We start from the raw sequence: 26,631 nt of genomic DNA, 5'->3' as shown, positions 1-26,631 counted from the left end.
CGACCAGATTAGCAACACGGTTCACCGCGTGTGTTCATCGGTCGCGTGGCTGTGCTACTGAAGCGCGGCGAGGTGCTAGGCGTTCGTGGTCGACACTGAGACAAGCGGGCCAGTTTGGTCGCGGGCAGCGTGGCGGACGGCGCTGCTCGCACTGATGGCCGCCTACGCATGCGCGACCTACAGCAACCGCTACCTCCTCCTCAATCCGTGGGCCGACACCTGGGTCCATCTCACCTACATCCGCTACACGATCAGTCTTGGCTGGTTTCCCGGCGACGCCTTCTACGGCGGCCCGCGCACGCCGCCTTACTACTCGCTCGCGCACCTCGTGCTCGCCGCCATCTGCGAGCTGACGGGCCAACCGCCGCATATGATGTGGCTCACGCTGCCTCCGCTCGTCGTCGTGACAACCATGGTCGCGATGTTTGTGTGGCTACGCGCCCTCACCGGCGACGAGCGCATCGCGGTCATTGGTGCGGCAACCGAACTCGTGGTTGCGGTGCCCGATCCCATCTGGTGGGTGATGCCGCTGCCGCGGACGTTGGCGGTCGCGCCGCTCGCGGCCGCGCTGTATTGCTACTTGCGCGGGCGACGGACCCGGGAGTGGCCGTGGCTGGTCGCAGCCGGCGTCGCCCTCGGGGTCAGTCTTACCACGCATCTGTTCGTCGGCGCCTTCGGCTTGCTCAGCCTCGCCGCGTTGGAAGTCAGTTTGAACTGGCCCCGACGACGTCCATCGCGCGAACTCGGGATTGCCGCCGGACTCGGGCTAGTCCTCGCCGCGCCCTGGATCGTCAACGCCGGCATCGGCTGGCTGCATCGGGCGGCGACGACTGCCAAGGTGTTCACGACAATCTCCGACGTATGGACGTTACCCGTGGGGCCGCTATCACTCCGCTTCCATCAGCCGACCGCTATTCTCAGCGCGCTCCCCGGGCGGCTATGGCTTCCGGTTGCTCTCGGTCTTGGCCTCACGTTGTGGCGGTTGCGTGCACGCCGTGCCACCACCGCCGACCGCTACATCATGGTCACGACCGGCAGCGCTTGCGTGCTGCTGTTCACGCCACTCTACGGGCTGCTGGTCGGAGTTGCTGGCGTGTGGGCGGAACGCGTGGTTCAAGTGATTCCGCTGTCGCTGCTCGTCGGCACCGGCATTGTCGGCAGCTTCGACGCTCTTCTTGCGTCTATGCCGGCGCGTCCGATGCGCATCGCGGCGATGACGGTCGCAGTGCTGCTGACGGCTTTTGTCGCCTGGTCGGCGGCCGACAGCGTGCGCTCGCGACTGGGAGGTGAGAGCTGGGTGTATTTCACTCAGGGCCCGCTGGGCGACTGGAATCTCGCCGACAAAATCGCCCAGCTCGGCCCGGTCCCGCAGATGGTGTTGTCCGATCCGTGGACCTCGTATGCTTTGCCATACTACTTGGGTTGTTCCGTTCTCACCATGCCGGCAGGCCACGGCTCCGCCTATGAAGACCACAACACGCGCGAGCAGGCGGCGCGACGAGTGTTCCGAGGGCGCACCCCGATCGCGGAGTTGCGCCGCATCCTTGACGAGTACCACATTGATGCCGTGGCGATCGCACGCAATCAGCCCTGGCCACAGGCCGGCGATCCTGACGAGTTGATCTTACGCTTACGCCGTAGTCCGGCGTTTCAGGATACTGGCTGCTGCGAGCAATTCGTCTTGCTGCGCTACCTGCCCGAAGCGCCCTCCCGCGACTGATCGGTCGACACTGAGACGGCGACGCCAGTGCAGCGCCTAGCATGAAAACAATGTCCCCCACTTCCACTGAGGCTCGGCTGAGTTGGATAGCGCTTGCGCTCGTCATGGGCGGCTATGCGTGGGCCACGCGCCACTTTCTGACGGTGCTACTGGTGCCGTGGAGCGACACGTGGGTGCATTTGGCGCTGATCCGCCAGGCGCTCGAGCACGGCTGGTTTGCGGGAGACCCGTTCTATGCCGGATCACCGACGCCGCCGTTCTACTCGCTCTCGCATCTCCTCTTCGCGTCGGTGTGCGCGCTCACCGGCCGTCCACCGCACGAGGTCCTGATCGCCGCACCACCGCTGCTCGCAATCGTCACGCTCGCCGCCACCTTTGCCTGGTTGCGCGCGCTCACTGGTGATCCGCGCGCGGCGGTGACCGGTACGGCGATCGTTTTGCTAGTCAACGCGCCCGGTCCGAACTGGCCGGCAATGCCCTACCCGCGCGCGATAGCGTTGACGCCCTTTGCGCTCACGCTGCTGTGTTACCTGCGGGCGCGGCAGACGGGTCGGTCGGGCTATCTCAGCGCGGCCGGCGTTCTCCTGGGCGTGTGTATTGCGACGCATCTGGTTGTCGGCGCGTTCTGCGTCCTTGCCTTGCTCATGCTGGAGCTCTCGTCGGCACCCACGCCATGGCGGCCCTCGCCGCGAATCTTAATTCCGCTCGCCATCGGCGCCGTAGCGGCCGCGCCGTGGCTGGTGAACCTCGCCAGCCAGTCACTGCAACGAGGTACCCTCGCACCGCATATGTACGGCATCATTCGCGGCGATTGGTCGCTCTCGCTCGGCTCGTTGACGCTGCGGATGTATCGCGCCGGCGCAATCTTCAACGCCCTGCCTCATCTGCTCTGGATACCGGTCGCGCTCGGACTCATCAGCGCCGTTCAGCGCTGGCGTGTCGGCCACGCCAGCATCGCCGACCGCTACGCGCTGAGTGCTACGCTCGGCACGTTGGTCATCCTACTGACACCGCTCTATGGAGTCCTGTTCTACATCAGCACCGACTGGACGTGTCGGCTGGTGCAGGTCATTCCCTACGATCTACTCGCAGGCCTGGGCGTCGTCGGGGTGCTAGATCTCCTGCGCACCGTGGCGCTCTCGGATCGCGTGCGCCGCATTCTGGCGGGCGCAGTGTGTATCGGAGCGCTGGCGCTGATATGGGACGTGGCCGCACCGATTTACACGGAGGTGGCTGCGGCTGAGGCGATTAGCGATGATCTCAAGGCGAATGGTCCGCTCGGTGACTGGAATATCGAGCGGACGGTCGCCGAGACCGGAACGCGCCCATCCGTCGTCTTCTCGGACATTTTGACCTCGTATCTGCTGCCGTATGCGCTCGGATGCTCCGTGGTGGCGATCCCGGCGGCACATGGCTCCCCCCTCGTCGATCATCCCACGCGCGAGCGTGATGTCCACCGAGTCTTCCTTGATCGCACCAAGACCTCCGCCTTGCTCGCCATCCTCGATGCCTACCATGTCGATACGATCGCCATCACGTTGCACCCGTCCGATATGTTCGACACCTGGCCGACCGCTGATCAAGCGAGTGCGCTGCTTCGCCGTCTGCGCCGCTTGCCAATGTTTTCCGACACCGGTTGCTGCAGCAACGAGCTGGTGCTGCTGCGCTACCGGTCGCTCCACGCGCCTCCAGACGATAGCCATTGAAGCGCGTGTCCGCGCTTGCTGAGCTCACCAACCGGATGCTATCGACCAGGCGCTCGAAACCGATCAGTGACTGCATGCGCCACTCCGTCTTCGTCATCATTCCCGCCTACAACGAAGCCGCGAACATCGAGACGACCTTGGCCGCCACCGTTCACGCGGTACCGGCCGACGCGGTAGTGGTGATCGACGATGGCTCACACGATGACACCAGCGCGCGGGCGCGCGCCTTCGGCGCACGCGTGGTCCGCCATCCGTTCAATCTCGGTTACGGCGTGGCGTTGCAGACCGGCTACAAGTACGCGCAGCGGCACGGCGCCGACTGGCTCGTGCAACTCGATGCAGACGGCCAGCACGATCCGGGCGACATTCCGCGTCTGCTCGCGCCACTGCAAGCCGGAACGGCCGATCTCGCACTCGGGTCCCGCTTCATTCAGCCGTCCGGCTACGCGATGGGCGCTGTTCGCGACGTCGGGCGTCTGGTCTTCCAGCGCCTCTTGCAAACCCTGGGCGGCCCATACATCGCCGATCCGACCTCGGGGTATCAAGCAATGTCGGCGCGCGTGATCGACTTCTATTGCAATGACTTCTTTCCGGTCGACTATCCCGACGCCGACATGCTCCTGCTCTTGCACCGGGTCGGCTTCCGCATCGTCGAAGTGCCCGTCGAGATGGCGCCCAGCTTGCGGGGCAACTCCATGCATCAAGGTTCGGCCATCCTTTACTATATCTACAAGATGGTGCTGTCACTGCTGCGCAGTGCATCGATGCCGCGCCCGGCGCCATAGAAGGAGCTATCATGTCCCCCGAGCCGCTCGATCCTGACGCGCTGCGGCGCTTCTTCATGCAGCAGCCGGAAGCCTTTGCCACCCGGGTGCTGGCACTGATCGCCAGCCTCATCCTCTTCGCCACCGTGCTGCATCTCGTTCGCCGCGGACGCTTGCGCGAGGAATACTCGCCGATCTGGCTCGCCGTCGCCGGTGGCATTACGCTGTTGAGTGTGTGGTTTGCCGCGTTGCGCTGGCTTACGCGCGCGATCGGTGCCTGGACGCCAAGTTCCACGATTTTCTTTTTCGGCGAACTGTTTCTGCTCGCAATCTGCCTCAACTACGCCGTGCGTCTGTCGCAGCTCGCGAATCAAGTGAAATCCCTGGCCCAGGAACTGGCAATCCTGCGCAGCGATCTGGCGCGCGACACCAACGGCCACACCAATTCGTAAGCTGAAGGATCACGACCGGTGACGAGCGAATAGCAACGCCAAGATCGTCAGCAGGGAGACGCCGGACAGTGCCGCGCCCCAACGAAACGACGCCGGGTGGAACTCGAAACGCACCTCGTGCGACCCACGCGGAACACTCACCGCGCGAAAGAGATAGTTGGCCCGCTGCAACGGCTCCGGTCTCCCATCAACCGTCGCCGCCCATCCGGCATAGGCGACATCGGTCAGCACCAAGAGGGCATCCGCGGTGGTCTCGACCAACACGGTCACAGCGTCCGGTTGATCTTCGGTGAGGGTCGCCGTACCGGAAGCGCCACTCGCTGGAGCCAGGCGCGGTGGCGCGTCGAGCATCGCTGCGGCATGCGGATCGAATCGCGGATCCGCCAACCGCCGCAACCCCGCGCGCTCGTCGGCTTCGAGCACATACTGCGATACCACGAACGCCCGCGGCAATGCTCCGGGATTGCGATAGAGGCGCTGCCCACCATAGTCGTCGACGAGTTCCAAGCCGAGCGCAAGCAAGGGGTCGGGCTCGACCAAGTCACCGCGTTGCACAACCAGCTGCGCGCTCGTGAGATCCAACAGCCTGCGGCTCGTCGCCGTCGCCCGCAACGGCATATCACCGAAGAACACGACCGCGCCGAACGGATCATCCGGCCCGCCGTGCAGCTGCTCCGCAAAATCGGCGAACCGCCGCAGCGTCATCGGTTCATAGTCGGTCACCGTGGGAAAACCGTCCAACAATCCCACCTTCGGCAGCGGCACATAGTGAATGGGTCGGTACGAGTAGAACACTCGCATCCCCGGCGCGCGTTCGCGGGCAATGCCTCTACGCAACGCGGCATCGGCGCGGCCATAACCCGCTACAGAGACGGTCGGGTGCGCGTGCGTCGCCGGATGAATATCGACGAGCTCCATCGCGAGCACGACCGCCATCACGACGCCCGCGGGCGCCCGCACCCACACCGCCGGCACCAGCAGGCAGACGCTGCTCGACGCGAACGCGGTCACCAAGGTCGTCGCGCCGACCGACGGTGCCGGGGTTTGCCAATAGATCAATACCGACGACAGAATCAGCAACCCCACTGCCCAACGTGCCCTCCCCCCCGCGCGCGCCAGTGCGTCGACTCCCACCGCGCTCAGCACACTTAGCGAAAATACCGTGAGCGACAGCATCCGTTCGGGCACGCGGAACCAGTCTCCGGTCGGTAACCGGCGGAACACGTCATACAGCGGGGTGTGCGAGCCCGCCGCCAACACGAAGAAGATCGCCGCCACGGCCGCGAAAAACCAAACCCAGCGGCGCCGCACCAAGAGCACCGCCACGGCTGCGCAACCGATCAGATGCCAGCCATAGGGCGGGAAGATGACCGCCGGATCCCAGCGTTCAGTGTCGAGAACAAGCAACGTCTGCCAGAGCTCTGGAATGTCGGGTGAGCCGGGATACGCCTCGGCGGCGAGGGCGCTGATGCCCGCGGTGGACCGCATACTGTTCACCGCCAGCTCGGTTTCCGGAATGATTTGAATCGCGGACAGTGCGCCCCCCAAAATCACTGCACACATCAGGGCAACGGCAACGCGCCGTCCCTCTTGCCGGTCATGACGCCACACGCTCCACGTGCGACCCACTGCATACGGTGCAAAGAAATACCAGCCAAACACCACCAATTGGCTTCGGCCGGCCAACAGTTGCACCCCGAGCGCCGTCGCGAGCGCCGCCACCGCGCCACGCGTCGGACGTTGCACCAGTCGCTCGCACGCCCACAGAATCCCCGCGATCCACACAGTCGTGTTGTAGCAGCCAGGAAACCAAGCGGTGCGGACGAACAATGGCATCAGCATGAACGTCAGCGCACCAATCAAACACGCAGGCCACGCGAGGTGCCGCGCACGCAAAAACTGGTGCTGGAAGAACCCCGCGAGCGCGAAGTGCAACACGGTCGTGTATCCGATCGCGATGCCGGTGGGGAGCATGAGGTGTAAGAAGTTCAGCGGATAGAAAAATCCGTTCTCGGTCGCCGCCAGCGGTAAGCCGCATGCTTGGTACGGGTTCCACAGGGTGAACTCCCCGTCGCGCAAACCGGTAAACCAATACGCCAGCATCGGATACGCGTAGGCGTAGAGATCGTAGTTGACGAAGTCGATTGCCGCCGTCGAAGCAGTCAGGAAGATGCGCTGGAAATACCACGCCCCGACCACGGTGCAGACAAGTGCGGCAGCGACGAGGTCACTGACACGCCGTTGTGTGTTCGACAGCACGGGCACTAGTGCTCCCGACGTTGGGGAATGATCTCCCAGCGCGCCGGCTGCGGCGGCGTAAGCGTGACCAACTCGGATCGCAAGCGCGTGTTCAGTTGCGTCATCTGAGCCAGGATCGCCGTGCGCTCCGGACCGTCCGGCAAGGTGGCCTGCAGCGGATCCCACTGCAGGCGGAGCATCTGCTGGCGCGTCGCAATGCGCTGAGTCAGCTCGGCCAAGTGTGGCGGCCACAACGGCGGTGCGGCCGACGGCACATACAAGCCCTCAGCGAGTTGAGCGGCGCTGAATTCCTCTTCGATCGGTTGTCCATCGACGCGCACTCGATAGCTCCCCGCGGTCAACTCGCGCACGCGCAACCATACCGCGTTCAGTTCACGCACGTCCGGCGCATACGGAAGAATCGCGCGCGCCGCGGGATCGATGTACCACCACCCCAGCGCGTCGGCGCGGACAAACGAGAGCGCGCCGTCGCGCGTTCGCAACTCGCGCACCGAGCAGCCGGCGGCCGACGCAACGGTGACCGTGGCCGCATCGATGGTCAGGTCGGACGTCATCGGCGGTGCGCCAAGATCGCGCAGCATGCGTGCCGCGATCACCAGATGGCCCGCGGCCGAGGGGTGAACGCCGGCGGGAAACATCGTGAAGTTCGGCAGCGCGGCCTTCGCCTGCTGCTGCGCCGAGCGCAGCGCACCGTACACATCGAGCACCGGCACCGCGAGTTCGTGCCCGATGTCCATCACCGCTTGAGCGTAGCGGCCGAGGACTTCAATGTACTCCGCCGCATCGCCGTGGTAGCCCTGCAATTGATCCGGATCGATCAGCGTCGGCGTGGCGAGCGCGACTGCGATTCCCGCCGCCTTGAGGCGCGCCACCATCTGGCGCTCCGCATTCACAAACGCGGCCAGGAACTCGGGCTTAAGGGCCTGATAGCGTCCGTCGTTGACGCCGAAGAGCAACACCGCCATCTGCGGCTTCACCGCGATCACGTCGCGCTGCAGCCGTTGCAACCCATCGACGGCGCGCTCGCCAAACCGGCCCCGGTCGAGCAACTCGACCCGCCAGCCGGGCCAGCGCACGGTGAAGTACATCGCGATGTCATCGAGGTAAGCGCCGTGCTCAGTGACACTGTCGCCGACGAACATCACCGTATCGCCGTCGTGAATGAGAAACACCGGCGGCACGGCCGAGGCGCGGACCGCCACTGACACGAGCCCCGCGGCCAAGATGGCTGCCAGCCGGAGATGCGGGCGCATACCCATCCGCTCTATCCGTTACTCGGACGCGCGGCTTGCGTGAGCAGGTTCTCGTAGTAGAGCACGTTCAATCCAAGCAACACGACGCGGGTCGTGCCGTCGACACGACCGTAAGCGGCGGTCTGCGCCGGGTTGCGTGCGCCGAGCGCGACGCCGACGCTGCGGCCATCGGCGAGCATGAACGTCACATGCGCCTCGGGCGGCTCCAAGCCGAACTGCGCCGCGCTCTCCCCGTGCTCGTCCACCACTTCCACCGCGGGCAACTCGGCCAGCTGCTCGACCAACGCGGCCACCAGGTCCGACGGCACGTGCACATTGGCGGGCCGCTCCACGCGCCAGCGCTCACCGTCACGTACCGCTTCTAAGGTAACCGCGCCGCGCTGCACGCTGACCGTACGGACGCTCGCGCTCGTCACCCCGAGGAACGCGTGGGGCGGCGGCGTTGCCGGCGCGCTGCCCCCCGAGCCCGGCTCGCTGGCCACGTAGTACGCAGTCAGGCCGATGAACAACCCCAGATAGGCGGTCGCACGCCACCACGTCATCCCGTGAACCTCCGGCGCAAGAACACTACCATCCCAACGACGAGAAACACGGCCGGCTGCACCACCGTACCGAGCCAGAACGCCGCCCGCCCTTGGCGCGCGCTGACGAAGAACTGATTCACGCCGGGCTGCTGTTGTTGCGGCCGCACCCCGACGAGTTCTTCCTCATGCGCCAGCCAGTTCACGGCATTGGCCAGGAGATCTTTGTTGCCAAGGTACTCGATGAAAAAGTTGTTCGCAAAATCAGAATCACCCACAACGATCAGACGTCCGGGCGGCACATCGCGGGCGTTGCTGCGCATCACCACGCTCACCGCCACCGAGACGGGACCGCGCACGTCTCGCCCATCGACGTACGTCGTCGTCCCCGCGTGCAGCACATCGGGGTCGCCGCTGCGCCAGCTAGCGGGGCTGCTCTCCAGCAACGATACGCCGCCGAAACGGGCTTCGGTATCGGCAACAAACTCGACGGAGCGCGCCTGCGCAAACAGCGGCGGCGCTTTGAGCGCTGCACTGACCGGCTGGCGCGGCGAGAGTCCGGGAATCGTCATGGTCAGGACGTCGCCGGCAAACAGCCGGTTCTCGGGATCGACGATGACATCGTCACCAACCGCCACGTGATAGCTGCGCAGGAACGCCACGAGATTTGGGGCCTGCTGCGGATCGAGCATCACCAACAGGGCCCCGCCGCGGGCAAGATAGTCAGCGAGAGTCTGCAGCTCCGCCGGCAGCACGTCCGCATGCGGACCGGCGAGAATCACCACGCTGGCGTCGGCCGGAACACTGCCGCCCGCCAGCACGCTGAGCGGCTGGACGTCATAGAACTCACCCGCGAGTGCCGCGCGCGCGGTCGACATGCCGCGTTGCCGATCGCTGTCTTGCGGGCTGCGTTCGCCGTGATCGGTTACGAAGTAGACGCGTTTTTTGTCGCTTCGCGTGATTTGCAGTATCGCCGCGATCAGCAACGGTTCGCTCGGATTGCTAAACACCTTGCGGCGGCCATCGCTCTCCACCACCAACGCGCCGTCGGCGTTGACGCCGAACTGGCGGGCAGCCATCGGGTTGCGATTGATGTCGACGACGCTGTAGCTGACGCGACTCGACACCGCGCGCAGGCGCCACAGCAAGTCCTCGATCTCGTGGTTGCGCGGATCGTCGGCGCGCAGAAAGGCGACCACTCGCACGTCGTGCCGGAGATTCTCCAAGACCTGACGCGAGTGTTGCGCCAGCGTGTAGGCGCGGTCGGGTGTCAGGTCCACCCGGAGCACATGGCGCGCGAGAATGGCTTCGGTCATCGCCATCGAACCGGCGAGGCCGATGCTGGCGACGGCTAGCTGCAGCCATTGCCGCCACGGCCCGTTCATCGCCCGCGCCAGGTGCGCGATTCGAGCGCTCGCAAGGTCAGAAAATTGAAGAAACTGATGAAGAACACGAAGTAGAGAATGTCGCGCGCGTCAATCACGCCGCGTGCCAGGGTTTCAAAGTGATCGAACATCGACATCTGCGCCAAGACGCGCAGCACGGGCGGACTGGTGGCCGCTTCGTTCCAGGTCAGCACGAAACACAACAGCAGAATGCCGAGCGTGGCGATCGCCGCGACGACCTGATTCTCCGTCAGAGCGGAGATGAACAGGCCGCACGCGATGAAGCTCAAACCGAGAAACAGCAGGCCGAGATAGCCGCTCAGCAATGGCGCCCACGGCAACGGCTGGAGCACGGAGAGGTAGGCCGGGTACACCAACGTGCCGGCCAGCAGCACCAAGAGGATGCTCGCGCACGCGGTGTACTTGGCAGCGAGGATGGTGCGGTCGCGCAACGGATAGGTGAGCAGCAGCTCGATGGTGCCCAGCTTCTTCTCCTCGGCCAACAGGCGCATGGTCAGCAGCGGCATCACCAGCAACAGTACCATCGAAATCGAATACGGGGCTCCGGCAAGAAACGCGAGCCAGAAGTTGCCGAGAATGTTCACGCCAAAACCGTACTCCACGAAGAAGATCAAGCGGGTGTAAAAAAAGAAGCCGCACAAACACGAGAACACCGCCGCCACCACGTAGAACAGTGGCGACACGAAGTACGACCGCAGCTCTTTGCGAAACAACGCGAGGAAGCTCACGATACAGCCGCCGTCTCGTCACGCGCGCTGCCGTGCTCACTCGTCACCAGCCGGACGAAGAGATCCTCGAGCGTCAGTGGCAGCGGCCGCATCTCGAGCAGGCCCCACCCCTGCTGCACCACGGCCGCGGCAATGGCGCGTCCGACGTCCGGCGTACCTTCCGCGGAATACGCCACCACACTCACCGCCCGCTCGGTCATGCCGTTGCTCACCTCGACGCGCTCGACGCCTGCCACGGCTCGCACGGCGGCGCACACCGACGCCGCCGGCCCGTCCACCCGCACCAGCGTCCGTTCGCTGCCCGCCACGTGACGCGACAACGCCGCCGCGCTATCTTCCGCCACCTTGCGGCCGCGATCGATGATCACCACGCGATCGCAGGTGGTGCTGACTTCCGGCAGAATATGGGTACTGAGCAGCACCGTGGTGCGGCCGCGTAGATTGGCGATCAGCGAGCGGATCTCGATGATCTGGCGCGGATCGAGTCCAACCGTCGGTTCATCGAGGATCAGCACCGCCGGTTCGTGCAGCAGCGCTTGCGCGAGGCCGACGCGCTGGCGATAGCCTTTCGAGAGTTTGCCGATCAGGCGCTGCGCGACCTCCGTCAATCCGCAGTCGTGCATCACTGCCCCAACGCGCGCGCGTCCGGCGCGGCCGAGACCGCGCACGTCGGCGCAGAAACGCAGAAACGCCTCGACCCGGATATCCGGATAGAGCGCGGTGGTTTCGGGTAAGTAGCCGATCTGCCGGCGCAGCCGCATGGCTTCTGTCGTCACATCGAAGCCCGCCACGCGCGCCAGGCCCGCGGTTGGCGGAAAGAAGCCGGTGAGGATGCGCATCATCGTCGTCTTACCCGATCCGTTGGGGCCGAGCAGGCCGATGATCTCCCCGCGCTCGACGCGGAAGGACACGTCGTCGACGGCGCGATGCGCGCCGAACTGCTTCGTGAGGTGCTCGACTACGATCATGGGTGCGGACGCCCAGCCAAGCGCCGTGTGCCTACTGACGGTGCGCGCCTTCGACGTCGTACGCCACCAGCTCGATCTGCGCGAGCGCGGGACCGTCGGGGCGGCTCGATTGAATGGTACGGACGAGGCCGACGTTCGGGGCGTACCAGTCGGCATAGTACAACACCACCGCCTGCTCAGCCGCGTGGCCCGAGCCCGATTCCGGATGCACACCGCGATGCTTGGCCACCGTATCGACGCGCAAACAGCGCGCGAACGTTCCCGCCGGCACCGTGACGGTTTGCGGATCAACCGTCGCACGATGCTGTTGCGTGACGCCGTACGAGTGGTTGGCACCCAGATCATAGGCGGTGGTCAGACTTTCCCAGCTGCTGTTGTCGTTGGGGTTATCCGGCAGGAAGCGCTCCTGCGCCGTGCCGATGCCGGCATCGGCGACCTCGCCGTCGCGATATTCGAGCGCTAGGGCGCGAAAGAGAAAACCATCCTCGCGATAGTAGGCGATCGGATAGGTCTCGGGATTGCCACCATTGTTGGTGTCGGCCGAGTAACTCTCTTCGACCAAGTGGCAGCGGCGTTTGAGCGGCGCGACGAACTGGTCTCCACGAGCCCGCACGGTCATCCGCGTATGCTCGTTGCGCAACGGCCGCGCCACTTCATAAACCCAAGTATCGTCGGTGTGCAGCGGAAAGAAGTCGAGTGGCTCCGGAGCGGCCTGTTCCCGATGGCAGCCGTTGGCCCCGCCGCCGGCTAGCACCACGACGAGCACCCAGCGCGGCACGCTCTTCATGACTTCGAGTTCGCCCTCCGGTCCACGCGCGCGGATGGTAAGCTAGCCCTTCCAAGCAGTCAATTGCGCGGCGTACACGCCGCCCGGCTACAGACGATTGAGAATCGAGAGGACGCCGCCCGCCGCCGCTCCCCACAAGAGATCCTTCTGGACGGTGGCCTCGCGACCGCGCGTGCCCTCGAGGACCACGGCCCGAACAAAAAACAACAGCGACAGCACACCCAGCGCCCAGGACGTGCCGGGGACCGGTTCGTTGCCTTGTGCCCTCCCGACCTCCTGCGAAAGCCACGTGAGCCCGGTGATCAGCAGCGCCAGCGCGCTGATGCGTACGACACGAAGCACAGCCATGCGAAGTGCGGGCTCTTGGTTGGTGGGGCGCGGCGCGGTTCAAAAGCGCGCCGCGCGCCCTTCCCATCATTCGTCCACGACTTTGGCCGACTTGGCCACGCGGATCAGCTCCTGCGATTCCTTGTCGCCCGAGGCGGCGCGCCGCTCCCACAACCGCTCGCGCCACGGCTTGACCACATACTCGTCGAGAAAGATCACGAGGAAGCTGAACCCAACGACGATGATGACTGAACTCCACATGCCAAGTTCCATAGTCGCTCCTACGCGGTCGCGGCCTGCTCGTGTATGCGGGTGCGCCCGGCCGCGTGCTTGGCTTCCTTCATGATGAAACGTGGCTTCAGCATCACGATCAACACGGGCGTCAACGTCTGCGAGCCGACGTAACTGATCCCCATCCAGATCGCCAGCAGCAATCCCATCTCCGCGTTGAACCGGATGTGCGAACTGATCCAGAAGGCCGTGCTGATAATCATCGTGACGGCGGTAAACGTCACCGCTTTGCCCGACGTGACCAGCGCCTCGCGTACTGAGTCTTCGAGATTACCGCGGATTCGGATCTCTTCAATCACGCGACTGACGATGTAGAGACCGTAGTCGATCCCGAAACCGACACCGACGGTGACCAGCGGCAGAGTGTGGATGTTCACGCCGATGCCGTTGATCGCCATGTAGGCGTTGACCATCACGTTCGAGAGAATCAGCGGCCCGAGCAGGTACAGACCGCAGGCGAACGAGCGGTAGGTGAACAGCAAAATGACCCAGATGGTGAAGAAGCCAAGGAAGTTCATCAGCGCGTCGTTTTTGACCAGCTCTTCATTGGCGGCAGCGAGCACGCCGATCAACCCACCGGCGAGCTTGAAGACCGCCTTCCACGGCACCGAGATGGTGCTGTCGACGACTTGGCCGCCGCGGCGCACTTGCACATCGATCAAGCTGCTGTTGGCGGTTTCCTTGGTGAGCGCCGCCAAGAAGCTTTCCATGTTGGTGACCGGCGAGCGGCCGAGTTTAACGACACGGTCGCCCGAGCGGAAAGGGCCATCGCCTTTTTCGCCGGCGGCGGTCTCCGACACGATCCACGACGGGCCGGCTTTTTCCCACGCGGGGTCGGGGTAGACCTTCTTGATCACCACCGCCCCTTCTTCCTCGGCAACGTCGATGCCGAGGTCACGGATCTGCGTTCCGAGAATGAACTCCTTGCTGCGGTGGATGATGCGACGGATGTTGTCGCCCTTGTGATCCTTGCAGAAGAACGTGACGTGCGCCGTCGTGTAGCTTGGATCGACGTACTTGGCGGTCTCGGTCGGCGGCGAACCCGAGAAGTAGATGAAGAAGAGGCCGCCGACATCCACCCAGTTGTTCGGAATCACCCCCCACTTGGGTTCCAGTTCGTGGAACACCATGTTGACCGCGCGAATGATATCGGCGAGCGAGAAGCTGTAGCCGATGCCGGGATCGCGTTCGAGGCGGCGCTGGAATTTCTCCATCGTGCGCAGCGTGTGCGGATCCTTCATCGCGTCCTTGTCCAAACCTTCGGCAACAACGATGAGCGGCTCGACGCCGCCGAACTTCTCCTGAATGGCGTGATGCGCCACATTGTACGGCGAATTGTCCCACACCAGCGGCGAGGCCGAGGTCGGATCGCCGATGGTGAGGCCGCGCAGGAAGTAGATGGCTACCAGTGTTCCGCTGCCCCACGCCGCCAAGGTGACCCAGCGCCCCGTGGGCGTTAGGAGCTTGGCGACAAAGCCCTCGATCCATCGGCGAAAGGCGCCGCGCTCGCGCAACATGACCAGCTCCGGCTCGGGCGCCTTGAGATAGTAGTACACGATGGGATTGAGCATCATCTCGGAAATCGTGATCGCCAGAATCCACCACGACGCGGTCACCGCCAACTTCTGCAGCATCACGACTGGCACCAGGAGGATCACCAACACGCCAAAGGCGTCGGTCGAGATACCGGAGAGTGTCGGCACGAACAGTTCGCCAAACGAAGCGACGATCGCGCGCCGCTTGTTCCAACCGCACTTCTCAAACTCCTCGTAGTAGCGGTCGTGCATCTGGATCGCGTGGCTGACCGCGCGAGCGGTGATGAGAAACGGCATCACCAACATGAGCGGGTCGAGCGCCAGGCCAATCAGATGAATGAAGCCGAGGCCCCAGAAGGCCGCGATCAACCCGGTAATGGTCGGCCGCAAGGCGCCGCGCCAGTCGTGGAAGTACATCCAGCGCAGCACCCATTCAATGCAATAGGTCACAACCAAGATGAAGAACACGTCGCCCGCATAGTAGTAGACCCAGCCGTAAAGGCGCGGCTCGCCAGCGACGAAGATCTCGGTGTTCTCGTCCTGAAACGGTTCGATGACCTTTTCGTTGACGTCCTTGAAGATGCGCTTGTAGTCGAGGCGTCCTTCGATGAAGTTCCCGCGAATCAGTGCGGCCTTGTCATCGAGCGACACCAAGAGCCCGTAGATGTTCTCCGCGTTGTGGACGATGCGCCGGATCGCGGCTGCCTCTTCCTCGTTCTTGAGCGGCTCCAACATCACCGGCTGGGCACGCATGGTACCGCCGGCCGCTACCTTCAGATAGCGCACGGTGCGATGCGCGATCGAATCAATCTGATTGTGGTTGACCCCGTAGACTTGGTCGAGGCCGACCGTCATGTTCCAGATCTTGTTGAGCGTCGCCTGGTTGAAGATGCTGCCCTCTTTGACCTGCAGCATGACCATGATGTTGTTGGCACCGCCAAAGTCCTTGGAGAAGCGGTTGTGGATCTTCACGTACGCGTGGTTCTGCGGGAGGAGTTCGCCAAAGCTGGTCACCAGACTGAGCTGGAAGCTCCAGTACGCGAACATGGCGGTGATCAGCAACACGACGATCGAGACGGGGTGTCGATAGTCGATCAGCTTGTCGCCCAACCAGTACAGCAGGCGCTTGTCTTCCGGAACTTCGTAATTGATCGCCATGAACGCCCCCTTATCTCGCGCCGATCTCTACCCGAGCGACGGCAACCACGTCTTGCCGCCGTCCTTCGTGTGCAGGATCAGGCCAAAGCCCCCCACGAGCCAGCCGTCCTCGGCGGAAACGAACGCCATGCCGCGCAGCCACGTGAGCACTTCCATCCCGAGCTTCGCGCGCGTCCACTCGGTCGCGCCGGGATCCCGGTGTACAATCTCGCCGGCTGCGCCCACCGCCCACGCCGTACCGTTGGGCATCGTGAACGCGCGGAACAGCGGATCGATAATCGGATAGTCGAGCTTCATCGGCTCGAACCGCCAGGTTGCGCCGCCGTCGCTGGTGCGGGCGATCTTGCCATCGAGGCCGGCGACCAGGCCGTTTTGGCGGTCGGTGAAGTGCACGCCAAAGAAGGTCGGGATGTCGAGCACATCGAACACGCCGTGACCAAGCAGACTGTTCTGTTGCTCGACCCAGGTCGCCCCGCCGTCGCGCGTGTGCATGATCTTGCCGAACTCGCCGACCACCCAGCCGTACTCCTGATCGACGAACTGCACGCCGTAGAGCACCGGATCTTGCGACGTGATCGCTTGCTCGGCAGTTAAGCCCGCCGACTGGGAGAGTTTGCGCAGACTCCAGTTCTGACCGCCATCGCGGGTCTCAAGCAGCGTTGCCCGGTCGCCGACAGCGAACCCATGTTTGCCGTCGAGAAACGAAAGCGCGAAGAGATAGACGGCGGTGCCGGTATTCTGGCGCTGCCACGTCTTGCCGCCATCGGTGGTGTGCAACATGATCCCGTCCTGACCCGAGATCCACCCGTTGGCGCTGTCCGCGAAGTGAACATTGTAGAGGGCGCGATCCGTGCCACTCGGCATCACTTGCCACGACTTGCCGCCGTTCTCGGTAGCCAGAATCTTTCCCAAGTACCCGACGACGAAGGCGTGATCGGCATCAATCGCCTTCACATCATAGAATTTGTCCGCGATAGAGATCTTGCGCTCGACCAACGGGACATCTTCAACCTCCGCATGGCAGCCCGCGAGAGCGACAACAACCGCCCCCGCCAGCGCCAGCACACGCCAATGACCGCGCATGTATCCTCCTTACCTCTGGGTTCTGACGCGCTCGCATCCAGGTTGGGCGACTCGCCCTTAGCGACTCCCTTGTTGCGGTGTCAAGGCGCCTGCGGTTTCTGCGGCTCCGCGACGGCGGGAAACCACTTGGGGATGTCGGCCTTCTCGACGATCTGCTGTTGATTGATCTTCCACTTGCCGTCTTCACGAACGAGGGTGTACAGCTCTTGCTCCTCCACCCCCAATTGGTTGAGAAACTTATCCTGCGAGCTGAGGATGTTGGGAACGCGCGCGGACTCGCCGTCGATCTTGCCCGGGTACACCTTGAACTCGAAAATCTTGGCCTCCGTCGCCTGCATCACCCACTGCTGTTCCTTCGCCCACTCCTCACGGTTCTTGTTTTGCGCCATGTCTTTCGAAACATAGTCGTAGGCGTCGGCGAATTTCCCAGCCTTCATCGCGGTCAGGTAACGGTTCACCGTTTCCTCAGGACTGATGGATTCCGCGCGCGCTCCACCGGCGACGGCGAGCAGAGCAATCGCTATGACCGTCAGCACCCGTCGCCGCACTGGAGACCTCCCGTTCACCGATCCTTCAACCACGGCGCAACGTCAGCGCCACGGCGATCACCTGCAGCACGATCAGCACAGCGATAAATGCGCCGGAGCTGAAGCGGAAGTTTCCGAAACTCGCACTCACACTCTCGATATCCTTGCTGAGTTGAGCGATGTCACCTTTGACGCCGTTGCTCTCAACGTACAATCCCCGCACTTCTTCGCGCATGCCCTTCGCTTGTTCACGATCCGCTTGCGCGCCCTCGCGCGCTTGCCGCAGCTCGTCGCGCACTTCCGCGATCCGTTCATCGAGTTGCTTGAGTTGTTCCCGCACGCCGCCGAGAGCACTGGCGAGCGAGCGTTGCGCCTCCTCGACGGCGGCGAGTCGCTTGCCCACCTCGACCGGTTTGGGTTCCGCGGCCATTGCCGTTGCGCCCGTCCACCACAGTATGCTGAAGCCCAGCACCCACAGACCTCGCCACCCGAATCGCACCCCTGTCTCCTTCCACCGCCGGCTTGCCCCGCTCGACACCGGTTTGCCCGCTCGCCGCCGGCTTGCGCCCGTCTCTCTATGACGAACCGGCGCAGCTTGTCCAGTACGGCTCACGGGTCGCCCGATCACACGCACCGCGCGCGCGTCAGTGATACATGTCCATGAAGTCGATAACGCCCAGCGAGCGCATGCCCTCGAAGAGACATCCTTTGATCTCTTTCACGGTTGCGAGGGTGAGCAACTCCGCCGCCAGTTGGCGGGCGCGGCTCAGATCGACCGAGCGGATGAGGCGCTTGATCACCGGGATGAAGAACGGGCCCATGCTGAGGCCATCGAGCCCCAACCCGATCAGCATCAATGTGCAGGCTGGGTCGGCGGCCATCTCGCCGCAGATGGTCACCCGTTTTCCGGCCGCCTTGGCCGCCGCCACGGTATCGGCAATGGCCCGCAGTACCGCCGGGTGCAGCGGCTCATAGAGCGGCGCCACCTTGGGGTTGTTGCGGTCGACCGCCAGCAGGTACTGAATCAAATCGTTGGTGCCGATACTGAGAAAGTCGACTTCCTGACTGAGCAAGGGCGCCAGGCGCACCGCCGAAGGTACCTCGATCATCACCCCGATCGCCATGTTCTCGTTGAACGCGTGGCCCTCGCGCCGCACGTCGTCCTGCGCTTGCCCCAGCAACTCCTTGACGCGTCGGATCTCCTCGAGCCCGGAGATCATCGGAAACAGAATGCGCACGTCGCCGTACGCACTGGCGCGCAAAATCGCCCGCAACTGCACGCTGAAGATCTCCGGCATCTCGAGTGAGATGCGAATCGAGCGCCAGCCGAGAAACGGATTGTCCTCGCGCGGCAGTCGCAAGTACGACGGATACTTGTCGGCACCCATGTCGAGCGTGCGAATCGCGATCGGCCGTCCCTCCAGCCGTTGCAGCATAAGGCGATAGAGTTCCACCTGTTCGTCTTCGGTCAAGAAGTCGCGGTGCGACATGAACGGGAACTCCGTGCGATACAGCCCCACGCCCTCGGCTCCATGGTGAAGCGCCAGGACCAAATCGCCGAGCAACCCGACGTTGGCGGTGAGCGCGATCTGATGTCCGTCGCGCGTCATCGCCGGCAGCTCCCGCAAGGTCTCCAACTCGCGATTGAATGCCCGATACTCGCGCCCGAGGCGCTCGTACTCGCGCACGATGTCAGCGGGCGGATTCACATACACCGTGCCGGCGTTGCCATCGACAATCAGTTGATCGCCCTCGCGCAGAGTCTCGGCGAGATGCCCGACGCCGACCACCGTCGCGATCTCGAGTGACTTGGCCAGAATCGACGCGTGCGAGGTCACGCCGCCGGTGGCCAGCACGATACCTTTGAGCCCCTGCTGCTCCAGCATCGACAAGTCCGATAGTGTCAACTCATGCGCCACCACCACAAACGTACTCGTGGCCGGGGTGTGGCGCTCGGTGACGCCCAAGAGATTGCGCAGCACCCGTTGGCCGATGTCCTTGATGTCGGTGACCCGATCGCGCATGTACGCGTCGTCGAGTCGGGTGAACTCCGCAAGCATGTTCCCGATGACCTGTTCGAGCGCGTGCTCGGCGCTGTCGCCGGCCTGGATCAAGGCTTCGAGACGACCAATCAAGTGCGGATCGGTCAGCAGCATGCCCTGGGCTTCGAAGATCGCGGCGTCGAACTCGGGTAACGTGACCGCGACCCGCCGTCCGAGGCGGGCAATCTCTTCAATCGAGTGATCGATCGCGCTGCGCAGGCGCGTCAACTCCCGCTTCGCCGATCCCTTTCGCCGCGCCGGCAGCGCGGCGAAACTCACGATGGGAGTCAGCAAATGTGCGCGGCCGATCCCGAAGCCGGGCGACGCACCCAGCCCCGACAAGCGTCCCGGTGCCCCCGGTGCGCGGACGGGCGCCTCAACCCGCTCGTAGGCCTGCAAGCGCTGGGTCACTTCGACCATGCGGTCGTGGGCTGAGCGCCGCTCCTCTTCCTTGGTGCGCAAACTCTCCTGGAGCTGCGCGCGGACCAGCAGCCCACTCACCGGCACCGTAATCGCCTTGAGCAACCGAATTTGATCGCGCGTGAAACGCCGCCGGCGCGACGTCTGCACCACCAACACGCCGAGCGGCTCGCGCTTGTCGATCACCGGCACCCCCATGAACGAGTGGTAGCGCTCTTCGCCGGTTTCCGGAAAATACTTGTACCGCGGGTGCGCCAGCGCATCGACGGCCATCACCGGCTCCATTTTCTCGATGGCGTAGCCGGTCAGTCCTTCGTCGACCCGCATCGTGACCTTGCCCACCGACCCCGGGTCGAGGCCCTTGGTGGCGGCCAATACCAATTGGCGGTGGGGCGCATCGTAGACGTAGAGGGAGCACACCTCCATGTCGAGCCGATCCGCGAGCAGCTCCACGATCTCACGCAGCGATGCACGCACATCCTGCGCGTGGGCGATCACGGTGCCGACGTCTTCGATCAGCAACAGCCCCCAGTTGCGTCCGCTGGTGCGGCGAACCGGCCGTGCGGCCGCTGTGGCTTCTGTCGCTGTGACGGTCATGCGCTGGTATCCCGCCGCGGCTTATATCCCAGCCCGCGGGGAGCAACAACGCGCGATCTCACCCGGGTCACGGCGTGCCAAACACGATCGCCGCGTAACTCACCGAGTGCTGGTAGTCGCCGGTGACATCGAGCGACGTGGCGTAGCGCAGCAACGTGCCACGCCGCTGCGCGCCGTTCCATGCGAGAAACACCGCCATCGGAATCTGCCCGCAAATGGTGATCGCGGTATCGGCGACATAGCGTTGAAAGCCCGCGAGATCGCCGGCGACGACGCGATCGATGGCGCCCATGTCGAGCTGCCGCAAACCCGTCCGCACCGCCTCCGCATCGCACGGCGCAAACGGCAGGTAATCGAACTTCGCCCCGTAGTGGGCAAAGTCGGTACTGACGATGAACAGCGTCGCGGGTCCAGCAAGGCACTCGAGCAGGCAGCCGAACTCGTCCACCTCATCAGGGTCGAGCCCACCGAGCAGCAGCGGAACCACCGCCACCGCCGGCAACACACGTTGGAGCAAGGGCAGTTGGACCTCGATTGAATGCTCGACCGCAAACGGCTCGGGATCACGCCGCACCAACGCGTGTCCGCCGAGCAGCCCAAGCGCATCGGTATCCACCGGCACTTCGCCCAGTGGCGTGCTGAAGGCGTCGACGTCGAGCATCGCGGCGCCGGGCAGGAGCGTTCGATGACTCGGCGCCACGATCACCGCGCGCCGATACGGACCGCCTTGGACCAGGCGATAGGCCGTCGCCGCGACCGCGCCCGAATAACGATAGGCCGCGTGCGGCACTGTGATCCCCGCCACGCGAACCGGCGCAACCGCGGGCGCCGCAGCCGCGAGCAGTGCATCGGTTTGATCACGCAACCGCTCGGCGCTGCTTTCGTACCAGGTGCCGGCCAGGTGCGCCGGCTTCACTCGCCTCATGCGCCCTCGCAATCCATCTCAACCATCAACGCTCGACCATCAGCGCTCGATCATCAGAGGAAGAGCAGCATGTCTGTCTGCGAGCGCAGGTCCGCGTAGACGCGTTCGAGTTGCTCACGGCTGTGGACGAAGGTCGTGATCGAGACGCACACGTACCGGCCCTGGGCGCTGGCGCGGATCTTCATGCTGTCCAGTGGGATCGGCCCGACCGTGGCGGCGATGGTGGCGCGCACCTGCTCTGAGAACTCCTCGCTGCGACGGCCGAAGACCTTGAAGGTGTGGAAGTCCGGAAGTTCGAGCGCCGCGTCGTCCTTCATGCGGAGGCCTCTTCCGCCACGGCGGCGACTTCCGGCCGAAAGCGGCGCTCGCGTTCATCCTGTATCGCCGGCTCACGGTAACAATCCGCGCAGGTGATCACCAACTCGGGCGCCAGCAATCGCTGGTAAACGTGCAGTGGACCATCTTCGCTCCGCCGGAAGGTCGACTCCTCTACCGGCCCGGTGTGCAATTCGTAGTAGTCCACGCGGTAGCACGAGCGCGTGTGGATGGTTTCCCGCACGACCCGGCCACAGTGCGTGCAGCGAGCATCCGCGCCCGCCTCCGGCGCTTCGGATCGTTTGGTCGCCTCACGGATCATGCCGGCATCCTACTTCATTCGCTCGACCGGCACAGCTTTGAACCGCAGCGGCAGTTCGATGGTGAAGCAACTCCCCACCCGCGGCGTGCTCACCACCGAGATCGTCCCGCCGTGCAGCGTCACGATCGCCCGCGCGATCGCCAGACCCAAACCGAGTCCGCGCGCGCCAAACGCCAGCGATCCCGACGCATGCAGAAACGGATCGCCGCCGGCCGCCGAGAACGGCTCGAAGATGTCCTCAACGTGGACGGGATCGATGCCGATGCCGGTGTCGCGCACCGACAGCGTCACCCGATCCGTGGCCGCCGCGGCCGTGATCGTCACGCTACCGCCATCGGGAGTGAAGCGAATCGCATTCGAGACGACACCCATCACAGCATGATGCAGCCACGTTGCGTCCGCTTCGATGGTCGGCAAGCCGTCGGCCACTTGCGCCGTCAGCGTGAGCGCGCGCGTGCTCATGTGCGCGCGTAGCTCATCGCAAACACTCGTCCACAGCCCCGCGAGCTGCACTAGTGCCGGCCGCAGCCGCAATCCATCGTTCCGCGCCCGCGCGGCGGTACTCATCTGCGCCAGCCCGCGCGCTAACCAGTCGGTGTTGCGCTGCGCCGTGCGCAGCCATGGCTCCGCGCTCGCGGGCAGGTCGAGCATACTCAGCAGATCGAGTGCATTGAGCAGCACGTGCAACGGCGTACCGAGTTCGTGCGCCGCCATGGTGAGCAGCCGACCCTTTTGTTCCGCTTCGCGACGCGCGCGCCCGCACGCCTGCTCGAGTTCGCGCAACAGCCGCCGCCGCTCCTGCTCGGCTTCGTAACGTTCGAGGCCTCGCTGCACCACCAACTGCAGCTCGCGCGCCTCCCATGGCTTGGTCAGATAATAGTAGACTTGGCCGGTATTGATGGCGCCCACCACCGTATCAATGTCAGTGTAGCCCGTCAGCAACACGCGGATCGCGTCGGGATGCAGCGTGGCGCTGCGCGCCAAGAACTCGGTCCCGGTCATCTCGGGCATGCGATGATCGGCGATGATCAATGCGACAGATTCGGATTCGAGCAGCCGCAAACCCTCCGGCCCGCTACCCGCCGTCAGCACCTGACACTGGTCCGCCAGCGTCCGCTGCACGGTCCGCACACTCGCCGGCTCGTCATCGACCACCAACACGGTCTGTCGCGCCATCATTCGCCTCGATTGGCGCGGGATTATCGGAGAGTTGCGCCTACGGAGCAAGCGGACGAGCGTATCGCTCAGAACGTCCCAGCGTCTTCCGCGTCTGCGGTCGGCGACTTTGCACCAACAGTCGCCCCTTGATACGCCGCCCTTCGATACGAAGCCTCCGGCTTCTACTCTCAGGACGACTACTCGGGGAAGCGGCTACTCTTCACGCTATTCCAAAGTCCGTTTGCCCGAGTAGATCGCGAAGCGATCGTATCGAGGGCCTGCTTGCACAAAGCCGTGGAGGGCTTTCTCTTCGCCGCCTTTCGATTCGCGCGCTCATCGCCTACAATCCGCCGCGATGCGCATTTTGTACGTCATCGATCCGCTCGCGAACCTCAACCTCGAGACCGAGACCTCGCTCCTGATCATGGAAGAAGCGGCGCGCCGGGGTCACGAGAATCTGATCAGCACCATCGACGATCTCTATCTCAGCGACACCCAGGCGCGCGCCGGCGCGCGCACCATTACGCTCGATCTGACGCAGCAGCCGTTCTACCGACTCGGCAACCAATCCGATCTCGCCTTGGGCGAACTCGATCTCGTGGTGATGCGCAAGGACCCGCCGATAGATGCGGCCTATCTCGCGGCCACCTTCATCCTCGAATGCGCGGCGGCCCGGGTGCCGGTGATCAATGACCCGGTTTCGCTACGGACGGTGAACGAGAAGCTTCTGCCGCTCGCCTTTCCGGCCTTTACGCCGCCGACGCTGGTGACCAACAATCCGCAGCGGGTCGCCGACTTCGTCGCGCACCACGGCCGATCGATCCTCAAACCGCTCGATGACTGCAGTGGCCGCGGCATCCGCATCCTGCCGGCGGGCGCGCTCTCGCCCATCGACACCGGCGGGCGCTTCGTCCTGGTGCAGCAATTCATCGACGCCGTGAGCGAAGGCGACAAGCGGATCTTTCTGCTCGCCGGCGACGTGCTCGGCGCGGTGAATCGCATCCCGCGCCACCCCGACCAACTCGCCAACATCCATCAAGGCGCCCGGGTCGCGCCCACAACGATCACCGCGCGGGACCACGAGATCATCGCCGCGGTGGCGCCGATGCTGATCGCGCGCGGCCTGTGGATGGCCGGCATCGACGTGATCGGCAGCTACCTCACCGAGATCAACGTGACGAGCCCGTCCGCCGCGCGCCAGATCAACGCCGTCTCGGGCACGCACATCGAGAAGGAGCTGGTGGACTTCCTCGAAACCAAAGCCCGGCGCTGACCACAACCACTTCGATTCCACTTGAAGCCAGATGCAGGCGAGACGCCTGCACCACAACGCCAGAAAGCGACACCAAGGCCCTCGTTGTGGTGCGGCCGTCCCGGCTGCACGGGCTCGATCCGGCCAGATGTTCGGTTACCAATCCCACCCACTCGCGGGATGCTCTCGCCGCTTGCAGTGATGCCATCAGAGGCGCTAGGGAAGGACCGCAGCGTTTATCCAAACCGACGGAAGCGGTTCCGCGGCGATTCCGCAGAGAGGGACGTTCGAAATGTTGGTGCCAGTAGGTATCGGCTGATCCCTGAACAACACCGGAACACGACAGCGATGGACGAAGCGCCCCGCATTCTTGGCGTCGACAGCAGTCTGACGATTCGGAAAGCACTCGACGTCGTCCTGCACCTCGCCGGCTATGAGGTCAATACGACCGCGGACGGCAGCGAAGCGCTCGCGCTGGCGAAGTCGTTCAAACCCGCGCTGATTCTCCTCGACGCCAGCTTGCACACGATGCCTACTGCGGAGGTCTGTCGCCGGTTAGCCACCGATGCCGCCACTGCACGGGTTCCGATCGTACTGATCGGGGCCCCTGACGGTGAGGCCCAGCAGGCGTGCCGAGACGCTCCCAACGTCGTTGGCTATCTGACCAAGCCGTTCAAATCACAGACCGTAACCAGCCTCGCCGCCAAGGTGTTGAGCCAGGCCGCGGTCGGCGACTTCTTCAAGACCCCCCTAGCCGCAGAACGCGCTCTTTCGAAGGCACCAGCGCCGGTAACGACGGCACCTCGACCCGCCCCTGTCGCTGAGCCCACGCGATCCGCAACCGAGACAAATTTGCGTGAAGCCCTCGCGCAAATGGATGCCCTGACCCACAACGCGCTGACGCTGCGTGCGCAATTGGAGGCCGAAAACCGGACCGCGAAGGAACGCGCCCGCCAAGCGCAAGCGGAGGCGGAACGCAGCCGCGCCCGAGCTGAACAGTTGCACCGCGACAATGTCGAGCTGACCGCCCAACTCGACGCAGCGCATAGCCGACTGGCCGATCTGGAGACCGAAAGCGGCATCTATACCGCAGAGCTAGAGCGCGTCGAGCAGGAACGGGCACAGGAACACGTCAGCGACGCGCAGCGTCTCGAAACCGACGCGCAGCATCTCGCGACCCTGGACGCAGCACTGGCCAATCTGCGCACTCAGCTCGATTTCGTCACTGACTCAACCGCGGCGCGCGAGGCGGATCTCGCCCAGGAATTGGTAGAACTGCGCACGCATACGGCAACCGTCGAGCAGACGTTGAGTCGAGTGAGCGCGGAACGGGCGGACTTGCACTCGACCCTCGACGCGGCGCGCCAACAGTTGGCTCGCGAAGTCCAGGTTGGTGACGAGCAGATCAACCGCCTGGCATCGCTGGAAGCGGAGCGGCAAGGCCTCATCGATCGCCTCGCCGCGACCCGTACCTCACACGCCCAGGCGGCGAGCGCGTGGCAAGCCACCACCGCACAGCACGCGGCGGAGCAGGAACTGGTTCGTGCCGAATGGACGCAGCGGCTACAGGCGCAGCAGTCGCAGCTCTCCGCGCATATCGCCGAATTGGAAGCGGAGCGAGCCACCACCCAACAACAACGCGTCGAACTCGACCGCGAGCTGACGACAGCACGGGTCGAATTGTCGCAGCGGGAAGCGGCGCTGCACGGATTGCAGCAACAGCTCGGCTCCGTTGAAAAGGAGACCGCGACATCGGAAGCGATTCACCGCGAGCTGATCGACCGCACCGCAACGCTCGAGGCGGAACTGCACCGCGGTGAGATCGCACTCGCGGCGGCCCGTCTTGACTCGGCGCAACAACTCGAAGCGGCGCACGCTCAGGCCAAGGCCGCACAGACGAGGGTCGCCGCGGCAAACGGCCGCCTGCAGGCGCTGACAGCGGAACGCGCCACAGCGCAGCAGCAATGCGCCGCTGCCGAGCGGGAGCTGGCGACGGCGCGGGAAGAACTGGAACAGCAGCGCGCCGCAACCGAAGTCGCCGCGCGCGAGTCGACCGCCCGCTTGGCCACACTCGATGCCGAGCGACAGGCGCACGTGACTCGCATCGCGGAACTC

24 protein-coding genes are annotated in these 26,631 nt (G+C 64.4%); 6 read left to right on the top strand and 18 right to left on the bottom strand.

Going from position 1 to position 26,631, the window contains the following annotated elements; genetic code table 11:
- Window positions 1-154 precede the first annotated feature (154 nt).
- The 4 genes from HYR72_23280 to HYR72_23265 all read left to right on the top strand — a co-directional run bounded on the left by HYR72_23280 (window position 155) and on the right by HYR72_23265 (window position 4,642).
- Complete coding sequence (locus HYR72_23280) at window positions 155-1,720, top strand: glycosyltransferase family 39 protein (protein MBI1817911.1); 1,566 nt, start codon at window positions 155-157, stop codon at window positions 1,718-1,720.
- A gap of 50 nt (window positions 1,721-1,770) precedes the next feature.
- Window positions 1,771-3,426, top strand: a complete 1,656-nt coding sequence (locus tag HYR72_23275) for a glycosyltransferase family 39 protein (protein MBI1817910.1) — start codon at window positions 1,771-1,773, stop codon at window positions 3,424-3,426.
- Between the two features lie 74 nt (window positions 3,427-3,500).
- Window positions 3,501-4,211: a glycosyltransferase family 2 protein gene (locus tag HYR72_23270; GenBank protein MBI1817909.1), complete on the top strand. Its 711-nt coding sequence runs from the start codon at window positions 3,501-3,503 to the stop codon at window positions 4,209-4,211.
- 11 nt (window positions 4,212-4,222) lie between these two features.
- Window positions 4,223-4,642, top strand: coding sequence for a DUF2304 domain-containing protein (locus tag HYR72_23265; GenBank protein ID MBI1817908.1), 420 nt, complete (start codon window positions 4,223-4,225; stop codon window positions 4,640-4,642).
- A 9-nt stretch (window positions 4,643-4,651) separates the two neighbouring features.
- Here the strand turns inward: HYR72_23265 and HYR72_23260 are convergent, their stop codons facing one another.
- The 18 genes from HYR72_23260 to HYR72_23175 all read right to left on the bottom strand — a co-directional run bounded on the left by HYR72_23260 (window position 4,652) and on the right by HYR72_23175 (window position 23,285).
- The gene (locus HYR72_23260) at window positions 4,652-6,907 is read right to left on the bottom strand and encodes a YfhO family protein (GenBank protein ID MBI1817907.1); all 2,256 of its coding nucleotides are present in this window, start codon (window positions 6,905-6,907) and stop codon (window positions 4,652-4,654) included.
- Window positions 6,907-8,154, bottom strand: a complete 1,248-nt coding sequence (locus HYR72_23255; GenBank protein ID MBI1817906.1) for a hypothetical protein — start codon at window positions 8,152-8,154, stop codon at window positions 6,907-6,909. The genes HYR72_23260 and HYR72_23255 overlap by 1 nt, the downstream gene beginning before the upstream one ends.
- A gap of 11 nt (window positions 8,155-8,165) precedes the next feature.
- On the bottom strand, window positions 8,166-8,696 hold the full coding sequence (locus HYR72_23250) for a DUF4340 domain-containing protein (protein ID MBI1817905.1): 531 nt from the start codon (window positions 8,694-8,696) through the stop codon (window positions 8,166-8,168).
- A complete protein-coding gene (locus HYR72_23245; protein ID MBI1817904.1) occupies window positions 8,693-10,060 on the bottom strand; it encodes a GldG family protein in 1,368 nt (455 codons plus the stop codon). The genes HYR72_23250 and HYR72_23245 overlap by 4 nt, the downstream gene beginning before the upstream one ends.
- Window positions 10,057-10,809 carry an ABC transporter permease subunit gene (locus HYR72_23240; GenBank protein ID MBI1817903.1) on the bottom strand — a complete coding sequence of 251 codons (753 nt, stop codon included), beginning with the start codon at window positions 10,807-10,809 and terminating at the stop codon, window positions 10,057-10,059. Before HYR72_23240 ends, HYR72_23245 begins: the two co-directional genes overlap by 4 nt.
- Window positions 10,806-11,777, bottom strand: a complete 972-nt coding sequence (locus HYR72_23235; protein MBI1817902.1) for an ATP-binding cassette domain-containing protein — start codon at window positions 11,775-11,777, stop codon at window positions 10,806-10,808. Before HYR72_23235 ends, HYR72_23240 begins: the two co-directional genes overlap by 4 nt.
- A 31-nt stretch (window positions 11,778-11,808) precedes the next feature.
- Window positions 11,809-12,564, bottom strand: a complete 756-nt coding sequence (locus tag HYR72_23230; protein ID MBI1817901.1) for a hypothetical protein — start codon at window positions 12,562-12,564, stop codon at window positions 11,809-11,811.
- 87 nt (window positions 12,565-12,651) lie between these two features.
- Entirely contained in the window at window positions 12,652-12,912 is a 261-nt protein-coding gene (locus HYR72_23225; protein ID MBI1817900.1) for a hypothetical protein, read from the bottom strand.
- Between the two features lie 66 nt (window positions 12,913-12,978).
- Window positions 12,979-13,164 carry a hypothetical protein gene (locus HYR72_23220; GenBank protein MBI1817899.1) on the bottom strand — a complete coding sequence of 62 codons (186 nt, stop codon included), beginning with the start codon at window positions 13,162-13,164 and terminating at the stop codon, window positions 12,979-12,981.
- Between the two features lie 8 nt (window positions 13,165-13,172).
- Window positions 13,173-15,875 (bottom strand): MMPL family transporter, encoded by a 2,703-nt coding sequence (locus tag HYR72_23215; GenBank protein MBI1817898.1) that lies wholly within the window; start codon window positions 15,873-15,875, stop codon window positions 13,173-13,175.
- Window positions 15,876-15,902: 27 nt separating this feature from the next.
- Window positions 15,903-16,958 carry a hypothetical protein gene (locus HYR72_23210; GenBank protein ID MBI1817897.1) on the bottom strand — a complete coding sequence of 352 codons (1,056 nt, stop codon included), beginning with the start codon at window positions 16,956-16,958 and terminating at the stop codon, window positions 15,903-15,905.
- Window positions 16,959-17,038: 80 nt separating this feature from the next.
- Window positions 17,039-17,506, bottom strand: coding sequence for a DUF4878 domain-containing protein (locus tag HYR72_23205; protein MBI1817896.1), 468 nt, complete (start codon window positions 17,504-17,506; stop codon window positions 17,039-17,041).
- Between the two features lie 25 nt (window positions 17,507-17,531).
- The gene (locus HYR72_23200) at window positions 17,532-17,984 is read right to left on the bottom strand and encodes a hypothetical protein (GenBank protein MBI1817895.1); all 453 of its coding nucleotides are present in this window, start codon (window positions 17,982-17,984) and stop codon (window positions 17,532-17,534) included.
- A gap of 145 nt (window positions 17,985-18,129) precedes the next feature.
- Window positions 18,130-20,544: a phosphoenolpyruvate--protein phosphotransferase gene (ptsP, locus tag HYR72_23195; protein MBI1817894.1), complete on the bottom strand. Its 2,415-nt coding sequence runs from the start codon at window positions 20,542-20,544 to the stop codon at window positions 18,130-18,132.
- A gap of 67 nt (window positions 20,545-20,611) precedes the next feature.
- Window positions 20,612-21,469, bottom strand: coding sequence for an AmmeMemoRadiSam system protein B (gene amrB, locus HYR72_23190; protein MBI1817893.1), 858 nt, complete (start codon window positions 21,467-21,469; stop codon window positions 20,612-20,614).
- Between the two features lie 53 nt (window positions 21,470-21,522).
- The gene (locus tag HYR72_23185; protein MBI1817892.1) at window positions 21,523-21,786 is read right to left on the bottom strand and encodes a DUF493 domain-containing protein; all 264 of its coding nucleotides are present in this window, start codon (window positions 21,784-21,786) and stop codon (window positions 21,523-21,525) included.
- Window positions 21,783-22,106, bottom strand: a complete 324-nt coding sequence (locus HYR72_23180) for a hypothetical protein (GenBank protein MBI1817891.1) — start codon at window positions 22,104-22,106, stop codon at window positions 21,783-21,785. The genes HYR72_23185 and HYR72_23180 overlap by 4 nt, the downstream gene beginning before the upstream one ends.
- A gap of 9 nt (window positions 22,107-22,115) precedes the next feature.
- Window positions 22,116-23,285, bottom strand: a complete 1,170-nt coding sequence (locus HYR72_23175) for a hybrid sensor histidine kinase/response regulator (GenBank protein ID MBI1817890.1) — start codon at window positions 23,283-23,285, stop codon at window positions 22,116-22,118.
- 334 nt (window positions 23,286-23,619) lie between these two features.
- On the opposite strand from HYR72_23175, the gene gshB reads away from it, so the two are divergent.
- Together gshB and HYR72_23165 are read left to right on the top strand one after the other, a co-directional pair.
- A complete protein-coding gene (gene gshB, locus HYR72_23170) occupies window positions 23,620-24,537 on the top strand; it encodes a glutathione synthase (GenBank protein MBI1817889.1) in 918 nt (305 codons plus the stop codon).
- 327 nt (window positions 24,538-24,864) lie between these two features.
- On the top strand, window positions 24,865-26,631 hold a 1,767-nt coding region (locus tag HYR72_23165; protein ID MBI1817888.1), incomplete at its 3' end, for a response regulator.

It is taken from the genome of Deltaproteobacteria bacterium (genome assembly GCA_016178705.1).
Taxonomy (GTDB): Bacteria; Desulfobacterota; Binatia; order HRBIN30; family JACQVA1; genus JACOST01.
This window is presented reverse-complemented; position numbering and strand designations above follow the sequence as displayed.